The sequence below is a fragment of the Nocardioides sp. P5_C9_2 genome (assembly GCF_054049555.1).
The window spans coordinates 12501-27800 of the sequence record NZ_JBFUMD010000002.1 but is presented as its reverse complement, the minus strand read 5'-3'; the positions used below and the strand labels follow the sequence as shown (position 1 = coordinate 27800).

17 protein-coding genes and 2 tRNA genes (1 of these 19 cut by a window edge) are annotated in these 15300 nt (G+C 72.2%); 9 read left to right on the top strand and 10 right to left on the bottom strand.

The window, feature by feature from the left end:
• Nucleotides 1-885 (top strand): deoxyguanosinetriphosphate triphosphohydrolase (locus ACXJKL_RS00275; RefSeq protein WP_457205044.1); only part of this gene is annotated, 885 nt, incomplete at its 5' end.
• Between the two features lie 34 nt (nt 886-919).
• On the opposite strand, the gene ACXJKL_RS00270 is transcribed toward ACXJKL_RS00275, so the two are convergent.
• The 4 genes from ACXJKL_RS00270 to ACXJKL_RS00255 are packed head-to-tail and all read right to left on the bottom strand — an operon-like array spanning nt 920 to nt 2973.
• Nucleotides 920-1243: a hypothetical protein gene (locus tag ACXJKL_RS00270; protein ID WP_457205043.1), complete on the bottom strand. Its 324-nt coding sequence runs from the start codon at nt 1241-1243 to the stop codon at nt 920-922.
• Nucleotides 1243-2334: a YihY/virulence factor BrkB family protein gene (locus tag ACXJKL_RS00265; RefSeq protein WP_457205042.1), complete on the bottom strand. Its 1092-nt coding sequence runs from the start codon at nt 2332-2334 to the stop codon at nt 1243-1245. The genes ACXJKL_RS00270 and ACXJKL_RS00265 overlap by 1 nt, the downstream gene beginning before the upstream one ends.
• Nucleotides 2331-2576 (bottom strand): DUF3618 domain-containing protein, encoded by a 246-nt coding sequence (locus ACXJKL_RS00260; RefSeq protein WP_457205041.1) that lies wholly within the window; start codon nt 2574-2576, stop codon nt 2331-2333. The genes ACXJKL_RS00265 and ACXJKL_RS00260 overlap by 4 nt, the downstream gene beginning before the upstream one ends.
• Nucleotides 2569-2973: a phage holin family protein gene (locus ACXJKL_RS00255; RefSeq protein WP_457205040.1), complete on the bottom strand. Its 405-nt coding sequence runs from the start codon at nt 2971-2973 to the stop codon at nt 2569-2571. The genes ACXJKL_RS00260 and ACXJKL_RS00255 overlap by 8 nt, the downstream gene beginning before the upstream one ends.
• An 85-nt stretch (nt 2974-3058) precedes the next feature.
• On the opposite strand from ACXJKL_RS00255, the gene dnaG reads away from it, so the two are divergent.
• The 3 genes from dnaG to ACXJKL_RS00240 all read left to right on the top strand — a co-directional run bounded on the left by dnaG (nt 3059) and on the right by ACXJKL_RS00240 (nt 5597).
• Nucleotides 3059-4963 carry a DNA primase gene (gene dnaG, locus ACXJKL_RS00250; protein ID WP_457205039.1) on the top strand — a complete coding sequence of 635 codons (1905 nt, stop codon included), beginning with the start codon at nt 3059-3061 and terminating at the stop codon, nt 4961-4963.
• 5 nt (nt 4964-4968) lie between these two features.
• Complete coding sequence (locus tag ACXJKL_RS00245) at nt 4969-5472, top strand: hypothetical protein (protein ID WP_457205038.1); 504 nt, start codon at nt 4969-4971, stop codon at nt 5470-5472.
• A 49-nt stretch (nt 5473-5521) separates the two neighbouring features.
• Nucleotides 5522-5597 (top strand) — tRNA-Asn (locus tag ACXJKL_RS00240).
• A 58-nt stretch (nt 5598-5655) separates the two neighbouring features.
• Here ACXJKL_RS00240 and ACXJKL_RS00235 read toward each other — a convergent pair.
• Nucleotides 5656-6054 carry a phage holin family protein gene (locus ACXJKL_RS00235; protein ID WP_457205037.1) on the bottom strand — a complete coding sequence of 133 codons (399 nt, stop codon included), beginning with the start codon at nt 6052-6054 and terminating at the stop codon, nt 5656-5658.
• A 125-nt stretch (nt 6055-6179) separates the two neighbouring features.
• Between ACXJKL_RS00235 and ACXJKL_RS00230 the strand changes: the two genes are divergently transcribed.
• Nucleotides 6180-6371: a hypothetical protein gene (locus tag ACXJKL_RS00230; protein WP_457205036.1), complete on the top strand. Its 192-nt coding sequence runs from the start codon at nt 6180-6182 to the stop codon at nt 6369-6371.
• A 10-nt stretch (nt 6372-6381) separates the two neighbouring features.
• Here ACXJKL_RS00230 and ACXJKL_RS00225 read toward each other — a convergent pair whose 3' ends face one another.
• Together ACXJKL_RS00225 and ACXJKL_RS00220 are read right to left on the bottom strand one after the other, a co-directional pair.
• Nucleotides 6382-7008, bottom strand: coding sequence for a YdcF family protein (locus tag ACXJKL_RS00225; RefSeq protein ID WP_457205035.1), 627 nt, complete (start codon nt 7006-7008; stop codon nt 6382-6384).
• A 95-nt stretch (nt 7009-7103) separates the two neighbouring features.
• Entirely contained in the window at nt 7104-7838 is a 735-nt protein-coding gene (locus ACXJKL_RS00220) for a PIG-L deacetylase family protein (protein ID WP_457205034.1), read from the bottom strand.
• Between the two features lie 61 nt (nt 7839-7899).
• Here ACXJKL_RS00220 and ACXJKL_RS00215 point away from each other — a divergent pair, with 61 nt between their 5' ends.
• Nucleotides 7900-8880, top strand: coding sequence for a GNAT family N-acetyltransferase (locus ACXJKL_RS00215; protein ID WP_457205033.1), 981 nt, complete (start codon nt 7900-7902; stop codon nt 8878-8880).
• A 35-nt stretch (nt 8881-8915) separates the two neighbouring features.
• On the top strand, nt 8916-10106 hold the full coding sequence (locus tag ACXJKL_RS00210) for a molybdopterin-dependent oxidoreductase (RefSeq protein ID WP_457205032.1): 1191 nt from the start codon (nt 8916-8918) through the stop codon (nt 10104-10106).
• Between the two features lie 7 nt (nt 10107-10113).
• Here ACXJKL_RS00210 and ACXJKL_RS00205 read toward each other — a convergent pair whose 3' ends face one another.
• Nucleotides 10114-10890 (bottom strand): thermonuclease family protein, encoded by a 777-nt coding sequence (locus tag ACXJKL_RS00205; RefSeq protein WP_457205031.1) that lies wholly within the window; start codon nt 10888-10890, stop codon nt 10114-10116.
• Between the two features lie 72 nt (nt 10891-10962).
• Here ACXJKL_RS00205 and ACXJKL_RS00200 point away from each other — a divergent pair.
• Nucleotides 10963-11036 (top strand) — tRNA-Ile (locus ACXJKL_RS00200).
• Nucleotides 11037-11051: 15 nt separating this feature from the next.
• On the opposite strand, the gene ACXJKL_RS00195 is transcribed toward ACXJKL_RS00200, so the two are convergent.
• Both ACXJKL_RS00195 and ACXJKL_RS00190 read right to left on the bottom strand, forming a co-directional pair.
• Nucleotides 11052-13448: a response regulator gene (locus ACXJKL_RS00195; RefSeq protein ID WP_457205030.1), complete on the bottom strand. Its 2397-nt coding sequence runs from the start codon at nt 13446-13448 to the stop codon at nt 11052-11054.
• A gap of 32 nt (nt 13449-13480) precedes the next feature.
• Nucleotides 13481-14935: a serine/threonine-protein kinase gene (locus tag ACXJKL_RS00190; RefSeq protein WP_457205029.1), complete on the bottom strand. Its 1455-nt coding sequence runs from the start codon at nt 14933-14935 to the stop codon at nt 13481-13483.
• Nucleotides 14936-15026: 91 nt separating this feature from the next.
• Here ACXJKL_RS00190 and tyrS point away from each other — a divergent pair, with 91 nt between their 5' ends.
• Nucleotides 15027-15300: the 5' end (the start) of a tyrosine--tRNA ligase gene (gene tyrS / locus ACXJKL_RS00185; protein ID WP_457205028.1), read on the top strand. Its footprint extends 992 nt past the window's final position; the window shows 274 of its 1266 coding nt (coding positions 1-274); it begins with the start codon at nt 15027-15029; the stop codon falls past the right edge of the window.

The window sequence follows — 15300 nt, the reverse complement described above, 5'->3', positions numbered from 1 at the left end:
CTGCGGCTCCTGTCGCGCCTCGAGGCGAAGACCTTCGACGCGTCGGGCGACTCGGTGGGGCTCAACCTGACCCGGGCGACGCTCGACGCCTGCACCAAGTACCCGTGGCCGCGCGACGGTGCCCCCGGACCCGGCGGGGTGCACGCCGACGGCACGCCCCGGTTCGTGGTCAAGTTCGGCGTGTACGACGACGACGCCCCGGTCTTCGACTGGGTTCGCGAGGGCGTCACCGGGCGCCGCCAGTGCGTGGAGGCGCAGGTCATGGACCTCGCCGATGACGTGGCCTACTCGGTGCACGACGTCGAGGACGGCATCGTGGCCGGCCGTCTCGATCTCACCCGGCTCGACCTCGACGCGCTGTGGGAGACGGTCCGCGCGTGGTACCTGCCCCGGGCCGACGACGACGAGCTGGACGAGGCGCTGGCGTCGATGCGCCGGCAGGGCAGCTGGCCGACCACGCCGTACACCGGCACCCGGCGCGACCTGGCGGCGATCAAGAACCTCACCAGCGACCTGGTGGGCCGGTTCTGCGGCAGCGTCCAGGCGGCCACGTTCGCGGCCGCCGACGGTCCGTTGGTGCGGCACCGCGCAGAGCTGGTGGTGCCGCACGCGACGCAGGTGGAGATCGGCATCCTCAAGGGGGTCGCCGCCCACTACGTCATGCAGGCCACGGACCGGGTGGTGCTGATGGAGCGGCAGCGGCTGCTGCTCGCCGATCTCTTCGGGGTCATGTGGGACCGCGGTCCCGACGCCCTCGACCGGCCGTTCGCCGACGACTGGGCGGCGGCGGGCGACGATGCCGCCCGCCGCCGCGTGGTCGTCGACCAGGTGGCCTCGCTCACCGACGCCAGCGCGGTGTCGCGGCACGCCACCCTGGTCGGCTGACACCACGGCCTACCGACGCAGGGGTCGGCCAGCCTCAGGGCAGGTCGCCCTGGGGGTACGGGTTGTCCTGCAGGGCGACGTTGTCGGGGTTGAGCTGCGACTCCAGGTCGKAGCCGTTGCTGCTGCCCGAGGGCTTCACCTTGTCCGCGGCCGCGGTGGCGGCGGCCGTCACCTTGTCCTTCACGACCGGGGCCTGGGCCTTGGCCGTGTCGGCCGCCTGGTGGGCGGCGTCCTGGACGCGGGGGTCCTCCTTGACCCTGGTGGCCACGTTCTTGATCTGCTCGTAGCGCTCGCGTCCGGCGCGGGTGCCGAGCACGTAACCGATTCCTCCGGCGACCAGTATCAACAGCTTCTTCATCATGTTTCCTCTCGGTGGGGGTCGTGCGTGTACGTCTGGGGGTCGTGCTGTTCGCGGATCCGTCGGCCCTCGGCGATGTCCTTGGCCTCCTTCTCCTCCGCCTTGCGGATGTTGCGGGTGTCCCGGGCGGGGAGCTGGAGCTCCTCCTCCGCCGGCAGCCCGGCCTGGAGCTGGCGGCCCCGCTCGAGCTCGGAGTCGACCTCCGCGCCGAACAGCAGGGCGAGGTTGGTGAGCCACAGGTAGAGCAGGGCGACGATGACGCCGGCCAGCGAGCCGTAGGTCTTGTTGTACGACGAGAAGTTGGCGACGTAGAACGCGAAGGCGAGCGACGCCAGCACCCACACGACGATCGCCACGAGCGCGCCGACCGAGATCCACCGGAACTTCGGCTGCTTCACGTTGGGCGTCGCGTAGTAGAGCATCGCCACGACCAGCACGACGGCGATCGCCAGCACCGGCCACTTGGCGATGCTCCACGCCGTCACCGCGGCATCGCCGAGTCCGACCACGTTGCCGATGGACTGCGCCACGGGACCGGAGACGACGAGCATCAGCAGCACGGCGCCCATCAGCACGAGGGCGAGGACCGTGATGAGGAGCATCACCGGGCGAAGCTTCCAGAACGGTCGGCCCTCCGGGATCTCGTAGATCCGGTTCATCGCGCGGCCGAACGCGCCGACGTACCCCGATGCCGTCCACAACGCGCCGGCGAGGCCGAGGACCAGGGTGAGCCCGGCGCTCTGGGACTGCGCGATCTGGGTCAACGTGGGCTCGATCGTCCCCAGCATGTCGGAGGAGACGAGGGGGTCCAGGACGTCCAGCACCGTCTGCACCGACTCCTCGGCCTGGCCGACCAGGCCGAGAAGCGACGTCAGGGCGATGGCGGCCGGGAAGATCGACAGCACCGCGTAGTAGGTGAGGGCCGCCGCGAGGTCGGTGCACTGGTCGGCGGAGAACTCACGCCACGTCTTGCGCGCGACGTACATCCACGAGCGCTTGTCCAGGTCCCCGGGGCTGTCGGGCTTGCGGGGGTCCTCGGGGTCGGCGGTGGTGGACTCGTGACGGGAGGTGCCGCGCGTGTCGCTGCTCATGACCGGTGGCGCCACCACGCCAGGACGAGCGCCATCGCGACCAGGGAGCCGGCGGCGGCCAGCACCTCGGGCCGTGGCGTGCCCTCATCGGTCGTGGCGCGGTTCTTGACGTCCGCGACCTTGGCCTTGGCCTGGGACTTCACGTCGAGCTTGGCGCCGAGCTGGTCGACCGTCCGGGCGAGCTGCTCGCGCTGGGCGGCGATCTCGGCCTCGATCTGCTCGGGGGACTGGTGGTCACTCATGGTGTGCACCCTTCACGGTGGCGATGTCCTCCTTGACGCCCTCCAGGGCGCGCTCCGGCTTCGGAGGCCCTGCGGAGGCGACCTTGTTCTTGCCCATGATCCCGGCCACGGCGGCCGCGGCGAGCAGGACCAGCGCCACGATCAGCGCGGCGAGCCAGGCGTCCACGACGAGCGCGAGCGCCAGGACCGCGGTGGTGACGAGGGTGGCGAGGGCGAAGAACGCGAGCAGCCCGGCCACGCTGAACATGCCGATCCCGACGCCGGCACGCTTGCCCTTCTCGGCCACCTCGGCCTGGGCCAGGCGGATCTCGGAGCGGATGAGCTCCGGGACCTGCTGGGTCATCTGGTACACCAGCCCACCGAGGGTCTGGTCGTCGGTCGTCCGGGGATCTGTCATTCCTCCAACGTGCCCCACCTGTCCTCGAATATGAACCGGGCGCACCCGTGGGGGTGGCATGCACGCCGCACGTAGACTCCGCGACGTGGCAGGCCGGATCCGCGACGACGACATCGCCGAAGTACGCGAGAAGGCGCGCATCGACGACGTCGTGTCGTCGTACGTCACCCTCAAGCGCGCCGGTGGCGGGTCGCTCAAGGGCCTGTGCCCCTTCCACGACGAGAAGTCGCCGTCGTTCAACGTCAACCCCTCGCGCGGGTTCTTTCATTGTTTCGGGTGCCAGGAGGGCGGCGACGTCATCTCCTTCCTGATGAAGATCGACGGCCTGTCCTTCGCGGAGTCCCTCGAGCGCCTCGCCGACAAGTACGGCGTGGTGCTGCGGCGCGAGGACGGCGACGAGGTGGAGCGTCCGCGCGGACCCGCCCGCGGCCGGTTGATCGAGGCCCACAAGATCGCCCAGGAGTACTACGCCGAGCAGCTCGGCACCCCGGACGCGCTCGTGGCCCGGCAGTTCCTCGGCCAGCGGGGCTTCGACCAGGCGAGCGCGGAGACCTTCGGTGTGGGCTTCGCCCCCCGCGACGGCGAGGCGCTGCTGCGACACCTCCGCGGTCGTCGCTTCAGCAACGAGGAGCTGGTGACCGCCGGTCTCGTCAAGCAGGGTCGTTCCCACTACGACGCCTTCCGCGGTCGCCTCCTGTGGCCGATCCGCGAGGCCAGCGGCGAGACCATCGGGTTCGGCGCCCGCCGGATCTTCGACGACGACCGGATCGACGCGAAGTACCTCAACACCGGTGACTCGCCGATCTACAAGAAGAACACCGTCCTCTACGGCCTCGACYTGGCCCGCCGCGAGATCGCCCGGTCCTCGCAGGCGGTGGTGGTCGAGGGCTACACCGACGTGATGGCCTGTCACCTGGCGGGCGTCCCCACCGCCGTGGCCACCTGCGGTACCGCGTTCGGTGACGACCACGCCCGGGTGCTGCGTCGCTTCCTGCACGACCACGAGGAGTTCCGCGGCGAGGTGATCTTCACCTTCGACGGCGACGCCGCCGGCCAGAAGGCCGCGCTGCGTGCCTTCGGGGGCGACCAGAACTTCGTGTCCCAGACCTATGTCGCCGTCGAGCAGGACGGCCTGGACCCCTGCGACCTGCGCCTGCAGAAGGGCGACGCCGCGGTGCGTGAGCTGATCGCCACCCGCAAGCCGCTCTACCGCTTCGTGATGGGCAACGTGCTGACCAAGTACGACCTGGACCGGGCCGACGGCCGGGTGGACGCCTTGCGCGAGGCGGCCGCCCTGGTCTCCAGCATCCGCGACAAGTCCAAGGTCGACGCCTTCGCACGCGAGATCGCCGGCATGATCGGTGTCGACGTCGACGACGCCCGCGCCGAGGTGCGCCGCGCGGCCAACCGGCCTGTCGCCAGCACCGGACGCACCGAGGCCCGCGCGGACCCCCGTCGTACGACGCCGGACCAGGACGCCGCCCCGGCCCCGCAGCGCAAGCAGCTGCCCAGCCTGCGCGACCCCCGGTTCAACATCGAGCGGGAGACGTTGAAGATCGTCATCCAGCACCCGGCGGCCGTCGGCCGGGTCATCAACGGCCTCGGCCCCGACGACTTCAGCCACCCCGTCTTCCGGGCGGTGTGGGAGGCGATCGCCGCGGCCGGGGGGCCGGCCGCCGGCGCCGAGGACGAGGGCTGGAGCACCCGCGTGCGGTCGTCGGTGTCGGACCCCCACGTGTCGTCCGCGATCTCCGAGCTCGGCGTCGAGCCGGTGCTCACCCCGGCCGCACCGTCCCCCAAGTACGTCGCCGCGCACGTCTACCGCCTGCAGGAGCTCACCACGATGCGGCGCATCGCCGACCTCAAGTCGCGCCTCCAGCGCACCAACCCGGTCGAGCACCAGGCCGAGTACAACAAGATGTTCGGCGAGCTGGTGGCCCTCGAGCAGCACCGTCGCACCCTGCGCGACCAGCAGGTGGCGGCCCAGTGAGGTCGTTGCGCCGCACGTCCGGCCCCGGCCTCACGGTCGGCCCGGGGGAGCGGGTCCTCGCCTGGTGCCGCAGCGACGACGGACGGACACTCGTCGGCACCCGCGACGCGCTGTACGTCGGGAGCGACGAGTCCGCCGACGCGGCCGCCAGGATCCCCTGGGAACGGGTCGAGGCGGCCGACTGGGACAACGAGACCGACGTCCTGCGGGTCTCCCTGGTCGGGTCGTGGGGCGAGCAGCGCGTGGAGCACGAGATGGGTCTCGTCGAGCCCGGTCGGCTCCTCGAGCTGGTCCGCGAGCGGGTGACCGCCAGCGTCGTGCTCCAGCGCCACGTGGCGCTCGCCGGGCGACGCGGTGTCCGGGTCATCGGTCGTCGGGCCCCCCGCGGGAACGCGTCGATCGAGTGGTTCTACGAGTACGACGAGGGCATCGACCCGGACGACCCGACGGTTCGCACGGCGGCTACGGACGCCCTCGTCGCGGCCCGCGCAGACGTGGGGCTGACCTGATTTCTCAACGCCGTACCCGCCTTGCTAGTGTGCTCTCGCTGCTCAGCGGTCCCCTGTAGCTCAACTGGCAGAGCATTCGGCTGTTAACCGGAGGGTTGTTGGTTCGAGTCCAACCGGGGGAGCCATCGAAGGGCCCTTGACCTGTGTACGTCGCAGGTCGGGGGCCCTTTCCGCACTCGCGGGTCACGCCTGTCGGGCGCGTGCCGCCTCGACGCCGGACTTCACCAGGACGAGCGGGATGAGCAGGGTGGCGAGCGCGGTCGCCAGCCAGACGATGACGGTGGCGGTGAGCCAGGTGCCCACTCCGCCGTCGATGGTGAGCGAGTCCCCGATCAGGGTCGTGAGCCAGAGCGCGACGAACGTCGAGAGCAGGCCGACGCCGCCGAGGAGCGCCGAGGCGTTGCGCGCCGTCGCCTTGGCGATGAAGGGCGCGAGGATGCTCTGGATCACCGCGAAGAGGATCACCGCGGTGAGGAACCCGCTCGTCGTCACGTCGACGCCGTCGATGATCGCCGCCGCCACGAGCAGCCCCACCGCGGCGGACACGAGGAAGATGGCGGTGCGCACCAGGAACCGGATCATCCTGGCAGCCTAGGAGGACCCGAGGGCCGCTGACAGGGGCCTGGGACTCCTGTCGCCGGGACGAATGGCCGGGATCGGCACGAGAGCCCTCGACCAAAGAAGACTATGTCGCTAGGCTTACTGACATGTCCGTGCTGCGTGGTGTGACCCCCGAGGCCCGGGGTGACGAGTCAGCCCCCGATTCCGCCTTCTCGGTCGTCTTCCCGGGGGTCGTCGGCGTCTCGCTGGTCGCACTCACTCTCACCGAGCAGTTCGCGGTCCTGCCGGGCGCGATGGTCGCGTTCGGCTCGGCGTACCTGTTGCTGCGCGAGCGCTGAGCCCCGCCGGTCAGGCGCGTGACGCKTCGGGCAACGCCTCGGCCAGCACGGTGGCGGCGGCCTCGACCACCGGCGGCACGTCCACGTGCCCGATCCAGCCGGTGCCGCGCGGGCCGTAGCCGTGCGCGTCGTCGCGCAGGCGACGCAGCTCCCCGCGCACCAGGTCCACGAAGCGATCGATCTCCCACGCCCGCTGACCCACGTCGTCGTACCCGCCGTCCGGGCGGACGTCCGGCACGAAGGGCGCGAGGCTGGCGAGCGTCACCGCGCGCCCCGACAGCGCCCGACGGAAGGACTCGTGGGTCCGCCGCTGCATCGTCGGGTCCTGGACCAGCACCCAGGTGCCGTCGGGGAGCAGGGGAGCGGTGAGCGACGCGTTCTCGCCACAGTGGGTCGACGCCTCCTCCAGCGTGATCCGGTCCGGGTCCACACCGTGGTGTGCGACCAGCAGACCGGCGAGCACGGACGCCTCCGACCCGCCGTCGTCCACCGGCACCCACCGGCGTGCGGCGGTGAGGAGGGCGGGTGTGGAGTGGCCGCGACCGCCGGTGACGATGAGCCGGGAGCCCGGGTGCGCGTCGAGCAGGGCGGCGGCCACGTCGAGGGTCCGCAGCACCGCGCTCCCGCACAGGACCACGACGTCCGGAGCGACGGCCGGGTCCCGCCGGGCCAGCCACGAGGACGCCTCGCGGAGGGCGTCGAGCGCGGCGGACGAGGGGGTGGGGGCGCCGATCAGTCGCCCCAGCCCAGCGAGTAGACCTCGAACGGTGCCGCGAAGGCCACCCCGAGTCGCTGCCCGGTCTGTCGCGCCATCCCCTCGAGGAACTCGCGCGGGTCGAAGTCCTCCCACCCGAGCCCGTCGATGTAGGCCACGTGCGCCTCCAGGGATGCGACCCCCGCGTCGAAGGTCGCGGTGGTGTCGACCGCGTGCCGGGCCTCGGGGGAGCCGGCCGCCCACACGGCGCGTACGCCGCCCCAGGGCTCGAGGTCCCCGTCGAGCTGCTCGGGGAAGATCCACCGGTTGCCGGCGTCCCGCGCCGCGTCGAGGACACCCCGCCCGACCGCGATGTGGTCGGCCTGGTTGAGCGACTGCCCGCCCCACGAGTCGCGGAAGTTGCCGGTGACCACGACGTCGGGACGGTGCCGCCGGATGACCTCCGCGAGCGTGCGGCGCAGGGGCACGCCGTACTCCACGATCCCGTCCGGCAGGCCGAGGAACTCCACCACCGGCACGCCGACCAGGCGGGCGGACTCGACCTGCTCGGCCTCGCGCACGCCGCGGCACTCGTCGGGGTGCAGCCCGTCGATCCCGGCCTCGCCGCTGGTCACCATGCAGTAGACGACCTCCTTGCCCTGCCCCGTCCAGCGGGCGACGGCGGCGGCCGCGCCGAACTCCAGGTCATCGGGGTGCGCCACGATGCACAGGGCGCGTTGCCAGTCCTCGGGAAGCGGTTCGACGTCGGTCATGGGTCGAGCATGGCACTCAAACCGGTGGCGGGCGATGGGTCGGATGGGGTCGGATGTCCGCATGGAGATCCGGCAGGTCGACGTGCAGGGCGACGCCGTGACGCGGGCGTTCCACGTCGTCGAGCAGGAGGCGGCGCGTCACGACCGCCCCCACGCCGTGCTCCGGACGTACGACGCACTCCTCAGTGCGTGGCGTCACCCCAGCGACTACCGCCGGTACCAGCCCCTCGTCGCGATCGTCGACGGAGCCGTCGTCGGGGCCGCCGACCTCGGCTTCTCCCTGCAGGACAACACGCACCTGGCGGACCTCGAGATCTCGGTGCTGCCCGGTCACCGGCGCCGAGGGGTGGGTCGAGCCCTCCACGACGAGGCCACCCGTCTGAGGATCGCCGCGGGCCGCGCGAGCGCCTGCGGCGAGGTGTACGCCGTCCCGGGCCGTGAGTCGCCGGCCTTGGCGTTCGCGACCGCGCTGGGCTACCGCAGCGTGCACGTGGAGGACCACCTGCTGCTCCCGCTGCCCGCGACACCGCCCGCGGTGCAGCCCTCCGGCTACGACATCCTCACGTGGCGGGAGCGTTGTCCCGACGAGCACGTCGACGCCTACTGCGCGATGCGGACCCGGATGAACCACGACGTACCGGCCGGTGAGCTCGACCACGAGCCGGTCGAGATGACCGTGGAACGGCTGCGGGTGGGGGAGGAGCGCACCGGGCGCTCGTACGCCTCGATCGTGGCGGCCGCCCGCCGGCGCGAGGACGGCGCGTTCGGCGGCTACTCCCTCACCTACCTGGGCCACGGCTCCGACCACGCCATCCAGGACGACACCCTGGTGATGCCCGGGCACCGCGGTCGCCGCCTGGGAGCGGCGCTCAAGGCGGCAACTCTGGCGATCCTGCAGGCCGAGCACCCGGACCGTGTCGCCCTCCACACTTGGACCGACCCCGACAACCTGCCGATGTACCGCACCAACACCGGCTTCGGCTACCGGGCGGTGGAACGGATGCACGAGATGCAGGTGAAGGATCCCGAGACCATGGTCTAGTGAAATGACTGACTTAATGGGTTAAGGTCCGAGGCATGACGAGTGCCCCCCTGAGCCGTCGCGGCTTCCTCACCCTCGCCTCAGCCGTCGGCGTGGTCGCTGCGGCCCGCCCGTCCCTGGCTGTCGCCGCCACCGGGCCGATCCTCAAGCCGATCCCGCCCGAGTGGTTCGTCCCCTTCGGCACCAACGCCGAGATGCGGTGGGACTCGGTGGACCCGCGGCGCTACCGCACCACCCAGGAGCGGCTGTTCGTGCGCAACCACACCGCGACACCGACCGTCGACGCCGCGTCCTACCGGCTGCGGATCTTCGGTGACGGCCTCGGCACGTCCCGCACGGAGACCGACCCCGTGGCGCTGTCCCTGACCGACCTGAAGGCCCTGCCGACGGCCTCCCTCACCGCCGTGCACGAGTGCACCGGCAACGGCCGTCGCTTCTTCGCCGCCCAGCAGGGCCGGCCCGCCACGGGCACGCAGTGGTCCCTCGGCTCCGTCGGCACCGTGCGCTGGGACGGCGTGTGGCTGCGGGACGTGCTGGCCTCCCTGGGGCTCGACCCGCGCGCGGTCTCGATCCAGGCCACCGGGCTCGACGACCCCTACGTCACCGGGGGAGTCGACTACGGCCGGGTGCGCCGCCCGTTCCCGGTCGCCAAGGCGCTCGACGACGCGCTCCTCGCGTGGGGCGTCGACGGCGACCCCCTGCTCCCGGACCACGGCTTCCCGCTGCGACTGGTGCTGCCCGGGTGGGTGGGGATCGCGAGCATCAAGTGGCTCGGCTCGCTCGAGGTCTCGACCTCCGAGCTCACCTCGCCGTGGAACACGAAGTGGTACCGGATGACCGGTGGCGACTTCCCCGCCGACTCGCCGCCGCTCACGGTCAACCCGGTGCGCTCGGCCTGGGAGCTCGCCTGGGACGCGACCCTGCCCGCGCAGAGGCCCGTGCGGCTCACCGGCCGTTCGTGGAGCGGCGCCGCTCCGATCACCGGGGTCGACGTCAGCCTCGACGGTGGCCGCTCCTGGCGCCCTGCGGTCCTGGATCGGGTCGGTCGCCAGCAGCAAGGGTGGACCCGCTGGTCGATCCAGTGGGCGCGCCCCCGCGCGGGCAGCCACGAGCTGCTCGCGCGGGCCACGGACGCCGTCGGACGCACGCAGCCGCTCGTCGCGGCGTACAACGACAACGGCTACTTCTTCGATGCCGTCGTGCGCCACCCCGTCCGGGTGGCGTGAGCGCGGGTCAGGACCAGCAGCGCGACCACAGGCCGCGACCGCTCCGCTCGGCCCGTGCCTCGACGCGGCGGTAGGCCCGGGTGCGGGTGAAGGGGTTGCCCCGATAGACGTACGTCGTCGCGAGGCCGGCGCGCAGCTGTGCCTTGCCGACGTCGGTCCCGCGCCGCGCGACGTACCGCAGCCACCGCCCGTAGCGGTCGCGGTCGGCCTGGCTCGAGTCGGAGGTGAGGACGACCCGGGAGCCCACGGGAGCGAGCTCGGCCATCCGTGCGGAGGCGTCCGCACCGCCGCACTCGCGCTGGAAGTAGACCTCGGGGGTGTCGATGCCGAGGATCCGCACGTCGCGGATCCCGACGCCGGCGACGCGGACCTTCAGGGTGTCCCCGTCGGTCACCCGGACGACGGTCCCTGTGTGGCGCTGCACCGGGCCGCTCGACCCGGACCCGCTCGGGTCAGACGCGGGAGCCGGGGCCGGGGCCGGGGCGGGGGTCGGGGTGGTCGACTGCCCGACCAGGGGCACCGGCGCCGAGCCCGTGCACGGACACGGGTTGGACTCGCAGGCCAGCCCGTCGCCCTCGGCGTCGAGGCGGTGCGGGTCACCCGGCCCGGCGGCGAGGAAGAACGCCTGCGCGTCCGCCTGGGTGGGGAAGTCGCTGCAGTCCATGTCGGCGAAGCGCGCTGTGACGCCGGCCTGTGCCGGGACGACGCTCCCGACCAGCGCACCGGCCACGAGCACGGCGACGGTCGAGAGCAGCAGGGTGAGAGTGGTGACGAGGCGGCGCATGGACGACATGGTCGCCCGCGGACGCCCGATGCGTCCGGCGAACCGGCCAGTTGCGTAGGCTCACCCCGCCCCGGGGCGGTAGCTCAGTCGGTCAGAGCAGAGGACTCATAATCCTTGGGTCGTGGGTTCGAGCCCCACCCGCCCTACGCAGGGTCCGCGTCCTACGACGCGGGCCCCCACCACCGCTCGCGGTAGGCCCGGAGTCCGGTCCTGGCCCGCTCCAGCGCGGCGACGAGCCGGACGAGGACCGCGCCCGCCCCGGACGTCGTCCCGGCATCGCCGAGGGCCTCGAGCTCCCGGGCCAGCGCCGCTACCTCGACGGCCCCGAGGTTGGCGGCGCCGCCGGCCAGCTTGTGGGCGTGGGCGCGCAACGCGTCGGCGTCGTCCGTCTCGACGGCACACCTCAGGTCGTCGGCCACAGCGAGGCTGCTCTCCTCGAAGCGTCCCGTCACCCGCTCGAGGTATGACGTGTCGGAGGGGTCCATGTCGCGCAGCAGGTCGAGGCGGGTCAGGTCGAGCGCCCCCTCGCCGGCGAACCATCGGGCCAGGGTGCGGGTGAGCTGCTCGAGGTCGACGGGCTTGGTGAGGAAGTCGTCCATGCCGGCCGCCAGGCAGCGCTCGCGCTCGCCGGCGACGACGTTGGCCGTCATCGCGATGACGAGGGTGCGCTCCCCGTCGCCCTCGCGGGCGCGGATCTGGCGGGTGGCCTCGTACCCGTCCATGCGCGGCATCTGCACGTCCATCAGGACCAGGTCGTACGCCTCCCGCTCCAGGACCTCGAGGGCGGCGACGCCGTCCTCGGCGGTGTCGGCGGTGTGACCGAGCGCGGTCAGCATGCCGGTGGCCACCAGCTGGTTCACCCGGTTGTCCTCCACGACCAGCACCCGCAGCGGGGCCACGACCGCAGAGGACTCCGGGCGTACCGGCTCGGCCAGCGTGACCGGCTCGGCTCCCGTGGCCGGCCCGAAGACGCCGGTGAACCAGAAGCTGCTGCCGCAGCCCGCGGTGCTCGTGTAGCCGATGTCGCCGCCCATGGCCTGGGCCAGCTCGCGGGAGATCGCCAGCCCCAGACCCGTGCCGCCGAAAATCCGGGTCGTGGACGAGTCGGCCTGCTGGAACGGCGCGAAGACGTCGGTCGTCGACGAGTCGATGCCGACACCCGTGTCGTCCACCCGCACGGTCAGCCGCCAGCGGTCGGCCAGGGGGTGGACGCGCACGGACGCCCGCACGCTGCCGACGTCGGTGAACTTCACGGCGTTGGTGAGCAGGTTGGCGAAGACCTGGCTGAGCTTCGTCGGGTCCCCGCACAGCACGGCCGGGACGCCGGCGTCGTACGCCACCTCGAGCTGGAGGCCCTTGGCGGTGGCGACTCCCACGATCGGCGCGGCCACCTGGTCGAGCACGGCCCGCAGATCGAAGTCGATCTGCTCGAGGACGACCCGGCCGGCCTCGATCTTGCTGAAGTCGAGGATGTCGTTGATCAGCGAGAGCAGCAGCTGGCCGGACGTGCGGATGCCGTCGGCCAGCCGTCGCTGCTCGGCGTCGAGCCCGGTCCGCAGCAGGAGGTCGTTGAGGCCCAGCACCCCGTTGAGCGGCGTACGGATCTCGTGGCTGACGGTCGCGAGGAAGTCCGACTTCTGCTGCGAGGCCATCATCGCCGCATCGCGTGCCTCGGCCAGCGACAGCTCGGCGATCTCCCGTGCCAGCACGTGCTCGAGCTGCTGGACGACGTGGTCGAGCATGCGCTCGATCAGCTCGAAGCGCTCCAGCGGAGGAGTCGCGGTCATGACGCCGACCGCGTGCACCCGTCCGAGGTGCCGGATCGGGAAGGCGACGGAGACCCGCCGGTCGTCCCACTCCTTGGTGCCGGAACGAGCCGCGCGGGCGGCCACCTCCAGCTCGCGCGCGGCGCGCTCGGGGTGTGTCTCGTCGTCGGCGATCTCGGCGTCGCGCTGATCAGGGACCGGGTGGAGCCGGGTGAGGCGGTCGCCCTCCACGAGGAACGCCACGGCTCGTTCCCAGTCCGGCATGAGGAGCAGCAGCTCGCGCCCGCGGCCGAGGACCTGCACCAGGCTGTGGGCGTCGTTGGCGGCGCTGGCGATGCCCTGGAGGAGGTCGTACTGCGACACCTTGTCGGCCAGGTCGGCCCGCGCCTGGGTCAACGCGGTCAGCGTCGCCCGACGGTGCGAGTAGTCGCTGACCCGGTGCAGCACACCGATCAGCGTGCCGTCCTCCGCTCGGACGGCGCTCTCCCGCACCAGCACCCACCGGGTGCTGCCGTCGTGCCGCACCCACTGGCACTCGACGTCGTGCGGGTTGAAGCGGCCCTCCCGCAGTGCGACGAGGTGCGAGTGGAACTGCACCCGACCCGGCTCGTCGAGGGTGTCGAAGACCGTCAGCGAGCCGACGTCGCCCGGCTCCACGCCGTACAGCTCGGCGAGGGCGTCGTTGGCGTAGATGGTGCGACCCTCGAGGTCGAAGACCCAGATGCCGTCCGGAGACTCCTCGACGATGGTGCGGTACAGCGCATCGTTGATCCCGTTCCCGCCGTCGGCCACGAAGCCACTGTAGGGAGCGGACCGTCGTCGGGTCAGGCCTCCCCGGCGATCAGGTACGTGTCGTCCTGCCGGACGAGCTGCAGGGAGACGTCGTCGGACCTCTCGTCGCCGTTCGCCATGACGTAGTCGACGGCGTAGGTGACGGTCAGCGACTCGGGGTCGGCGGTGATCTGGCTCGGCGTCGCCGACTCGACCGTGCTCCAGAAGCCGGAGTAGCCCTCGAACCCGTTGCTGGCCTCCTGGAACTCCGGGGTCAGCATCTCGAAGGTCGCCTGCGGGTCCGAGGTCACCGTGGAGAGGTAGCCCTCGATGAACTGGGTCATCTCCCGACGGGTCGCGGGCTTGGTGGCCTCCCCGGTGGGCGACTCCTGCGTCGGTGACTCGCTGCTCGGCGACGGGTTCGACGGGCTCGACGGGCTCGACGTCTCGGAGYCGGTGCCGGAGTCGGCCGCCGGTTGCCCGGGGTCGTCCTGGAGGGACGCGACCACCAGGATCCCGACGAGCAGCGCGGCGGCCGCGGCGACGAGCCACGGCAGCACGGACCGCCGGCGTCGGGCCGACCGCGGCGCGGTGGCGATCGTCCCGGTGCGCCCGGAACGGGGAGGCGGTGCCGCCGCCGCGGCCGGGACGGCGTCCACGGGCTGCACCGGGGTGTGGGTCGTCGCCGTGGAGACCGGCACCACCTGGGYCGGGGTCTCACCGCGGCGCAGGGCGTCGAGGTGGTCGCGGACCTGCGCCATGCTCCAGCGCTGCTCCGGGTCGCGCACCATCGTGTGCTCGAGCACCTCGGCCATCGGGCCGGCGTCCGGGAGCCGCGGCGGGTCCTCATGGACGATCTTGTAGAGGCCGCCGATGAGGTTCGCGCCCACGTCGTACGGCGCGTGCCCGGCGAGGGCGTGGAAGAGCGTCGCGCCCAGCGACCAGACGTCGCTGGCCGCGGTGGCGGTCGAACCGGAGGCCACCTCGGGGGCCAGGTAGGCGGGGGAGCCGGTCACCAGGCCGGTCTGGGTGAGGCTGGCGTCGGCCAGGGCGCGGGCGATGCCGAAGTCGGTGAGCTTGGCCTGGTCCGAGGCGGTCAGCAGGATGTTCGACGGCTTGACGTCCCGGTGGACGATGTCGTGGGCGTGCGCCTCGGCGAGGGCGTCGGCGGCCTGCCACAGCAGTGCGGCGGCCTCCTCCGTGCCGAGTCGCTCGCGACGCCGGATGCGCTGCGCGAGGGTCTCGCCCTCGACGTACTCCATCACCAGCCACTGGTGGTCGTCCTCGACGACGAGGTCGTAGACGGCGACGACGTGCGGGTGGTTGAGGGCCGCAGCCAGCCTGGCCTCACGCTCCGCGCGGGCCAGGTCGGGTGCGTCCGCGCCGGGGACCATGCCGATCCGCTTCAGCGCCACCTGTCGGCCCAGGACCTCGTCGCGGCCGAGGTGCACGGCACCCGTGCCGCCACGACCGACCTCGCGCTCGAGGGTGTACCTGCCTGCGATCACGTCACGCCTTCCATAGGGGGAGATCACACATGCTAGGGGTGGCCGTCGTCTGGCAGGCTGGGGGAGAACCCCCACCGGAAGGACCACCCCCGTGTCGACCCCGAACGTCCTCGACGAGCTGGCCTGGCGAGGACTCGTCGCCCACTCGACCGACATCGATGCGCTGCGTGCCGCGCTGGCCGGGGGAAGCGTGCGGTTCTACGTCGGCTTCGACCCGACCGCGCCGAGCCTGCACATGGGCAACCTCGTCCAGCTGGTCACGGCACGCCGACTCCAGGACGCGGGGCACACGCCGTACGTCCTCGTGGGTGGTGCCACCGGCATGATCGGCGATCCCAAGGACTCAGGCGAGCGCACGCTCAACA

Bases quoted from the DNA above. Each gene is read 5' to 3' on its own strand.
- ACXJKL_RS00205 (WP_457205031.1), bottom strand. From the start codon at position 10,890: ATGCGCCGCCTCGTCACCACTCTCACCCTGCTGCTCTCGACCGTCGCC.
- ACXJKL_RS00235 (WP_457205037.1), bottom strand. From the start codon at position 6,054: ATGATCCGGTTCCTGGTGCGCACCGCCATCTTCCTCGTGTCCGCCGCG.
- ACXJKL_RS00210 (WP_457205032.1), top strand. From the start codon at position 8,916: ATGACGAGTGCCCCCCTGAGCCGTCGCGGCTTCCTCACCCTCGCCTCA.
- ACXJKL_RS00230 (WP_457205036.1), top strand. From the start codon at position 6,180: ATGTCCGTGCTGCGTGGTGTGACCCCCGAGGCCCGGGGTGACGAGTCA.
- ACXJKL_RS00220 (WP_457205034.1), bottom strand. From the start codon at position 7,838: ATGACCGACGTCGAACCGCTTCCCGAGGACTGGCAACGCGCCCTGTGC.
- ACXJKL_RS00260 (WP_457205041.1), bottom strand. From the start codon at position 2,576: ATGAGTGACCACCAGTCCCCCGAGCAGATCGAGGCCGAGATCGCCGCC.
- ACXJKL_RS00265 (WP_457205042.1), bottom strand. From the start codon at position 2,334: ATGAGCAGCGACACGCGCGGCACCTCCCGTCACGAGTCCACCACCGCC.
- ACXJKL_RS00215 (WP_457205033.1), top strand. From the start codon at position 7,900: ATGGAGATCCGGCAGGTCGACGTGCAGGGCGACGCCGTGACGCGGGCG.
- ACXJKL_RS00255 (WP_457205040.1), bottom strand. From the start codon at position 2,973: ATGACAGATCCCCGGACGACCGACGACCAGACCCTCGGTGGGCTGGTG.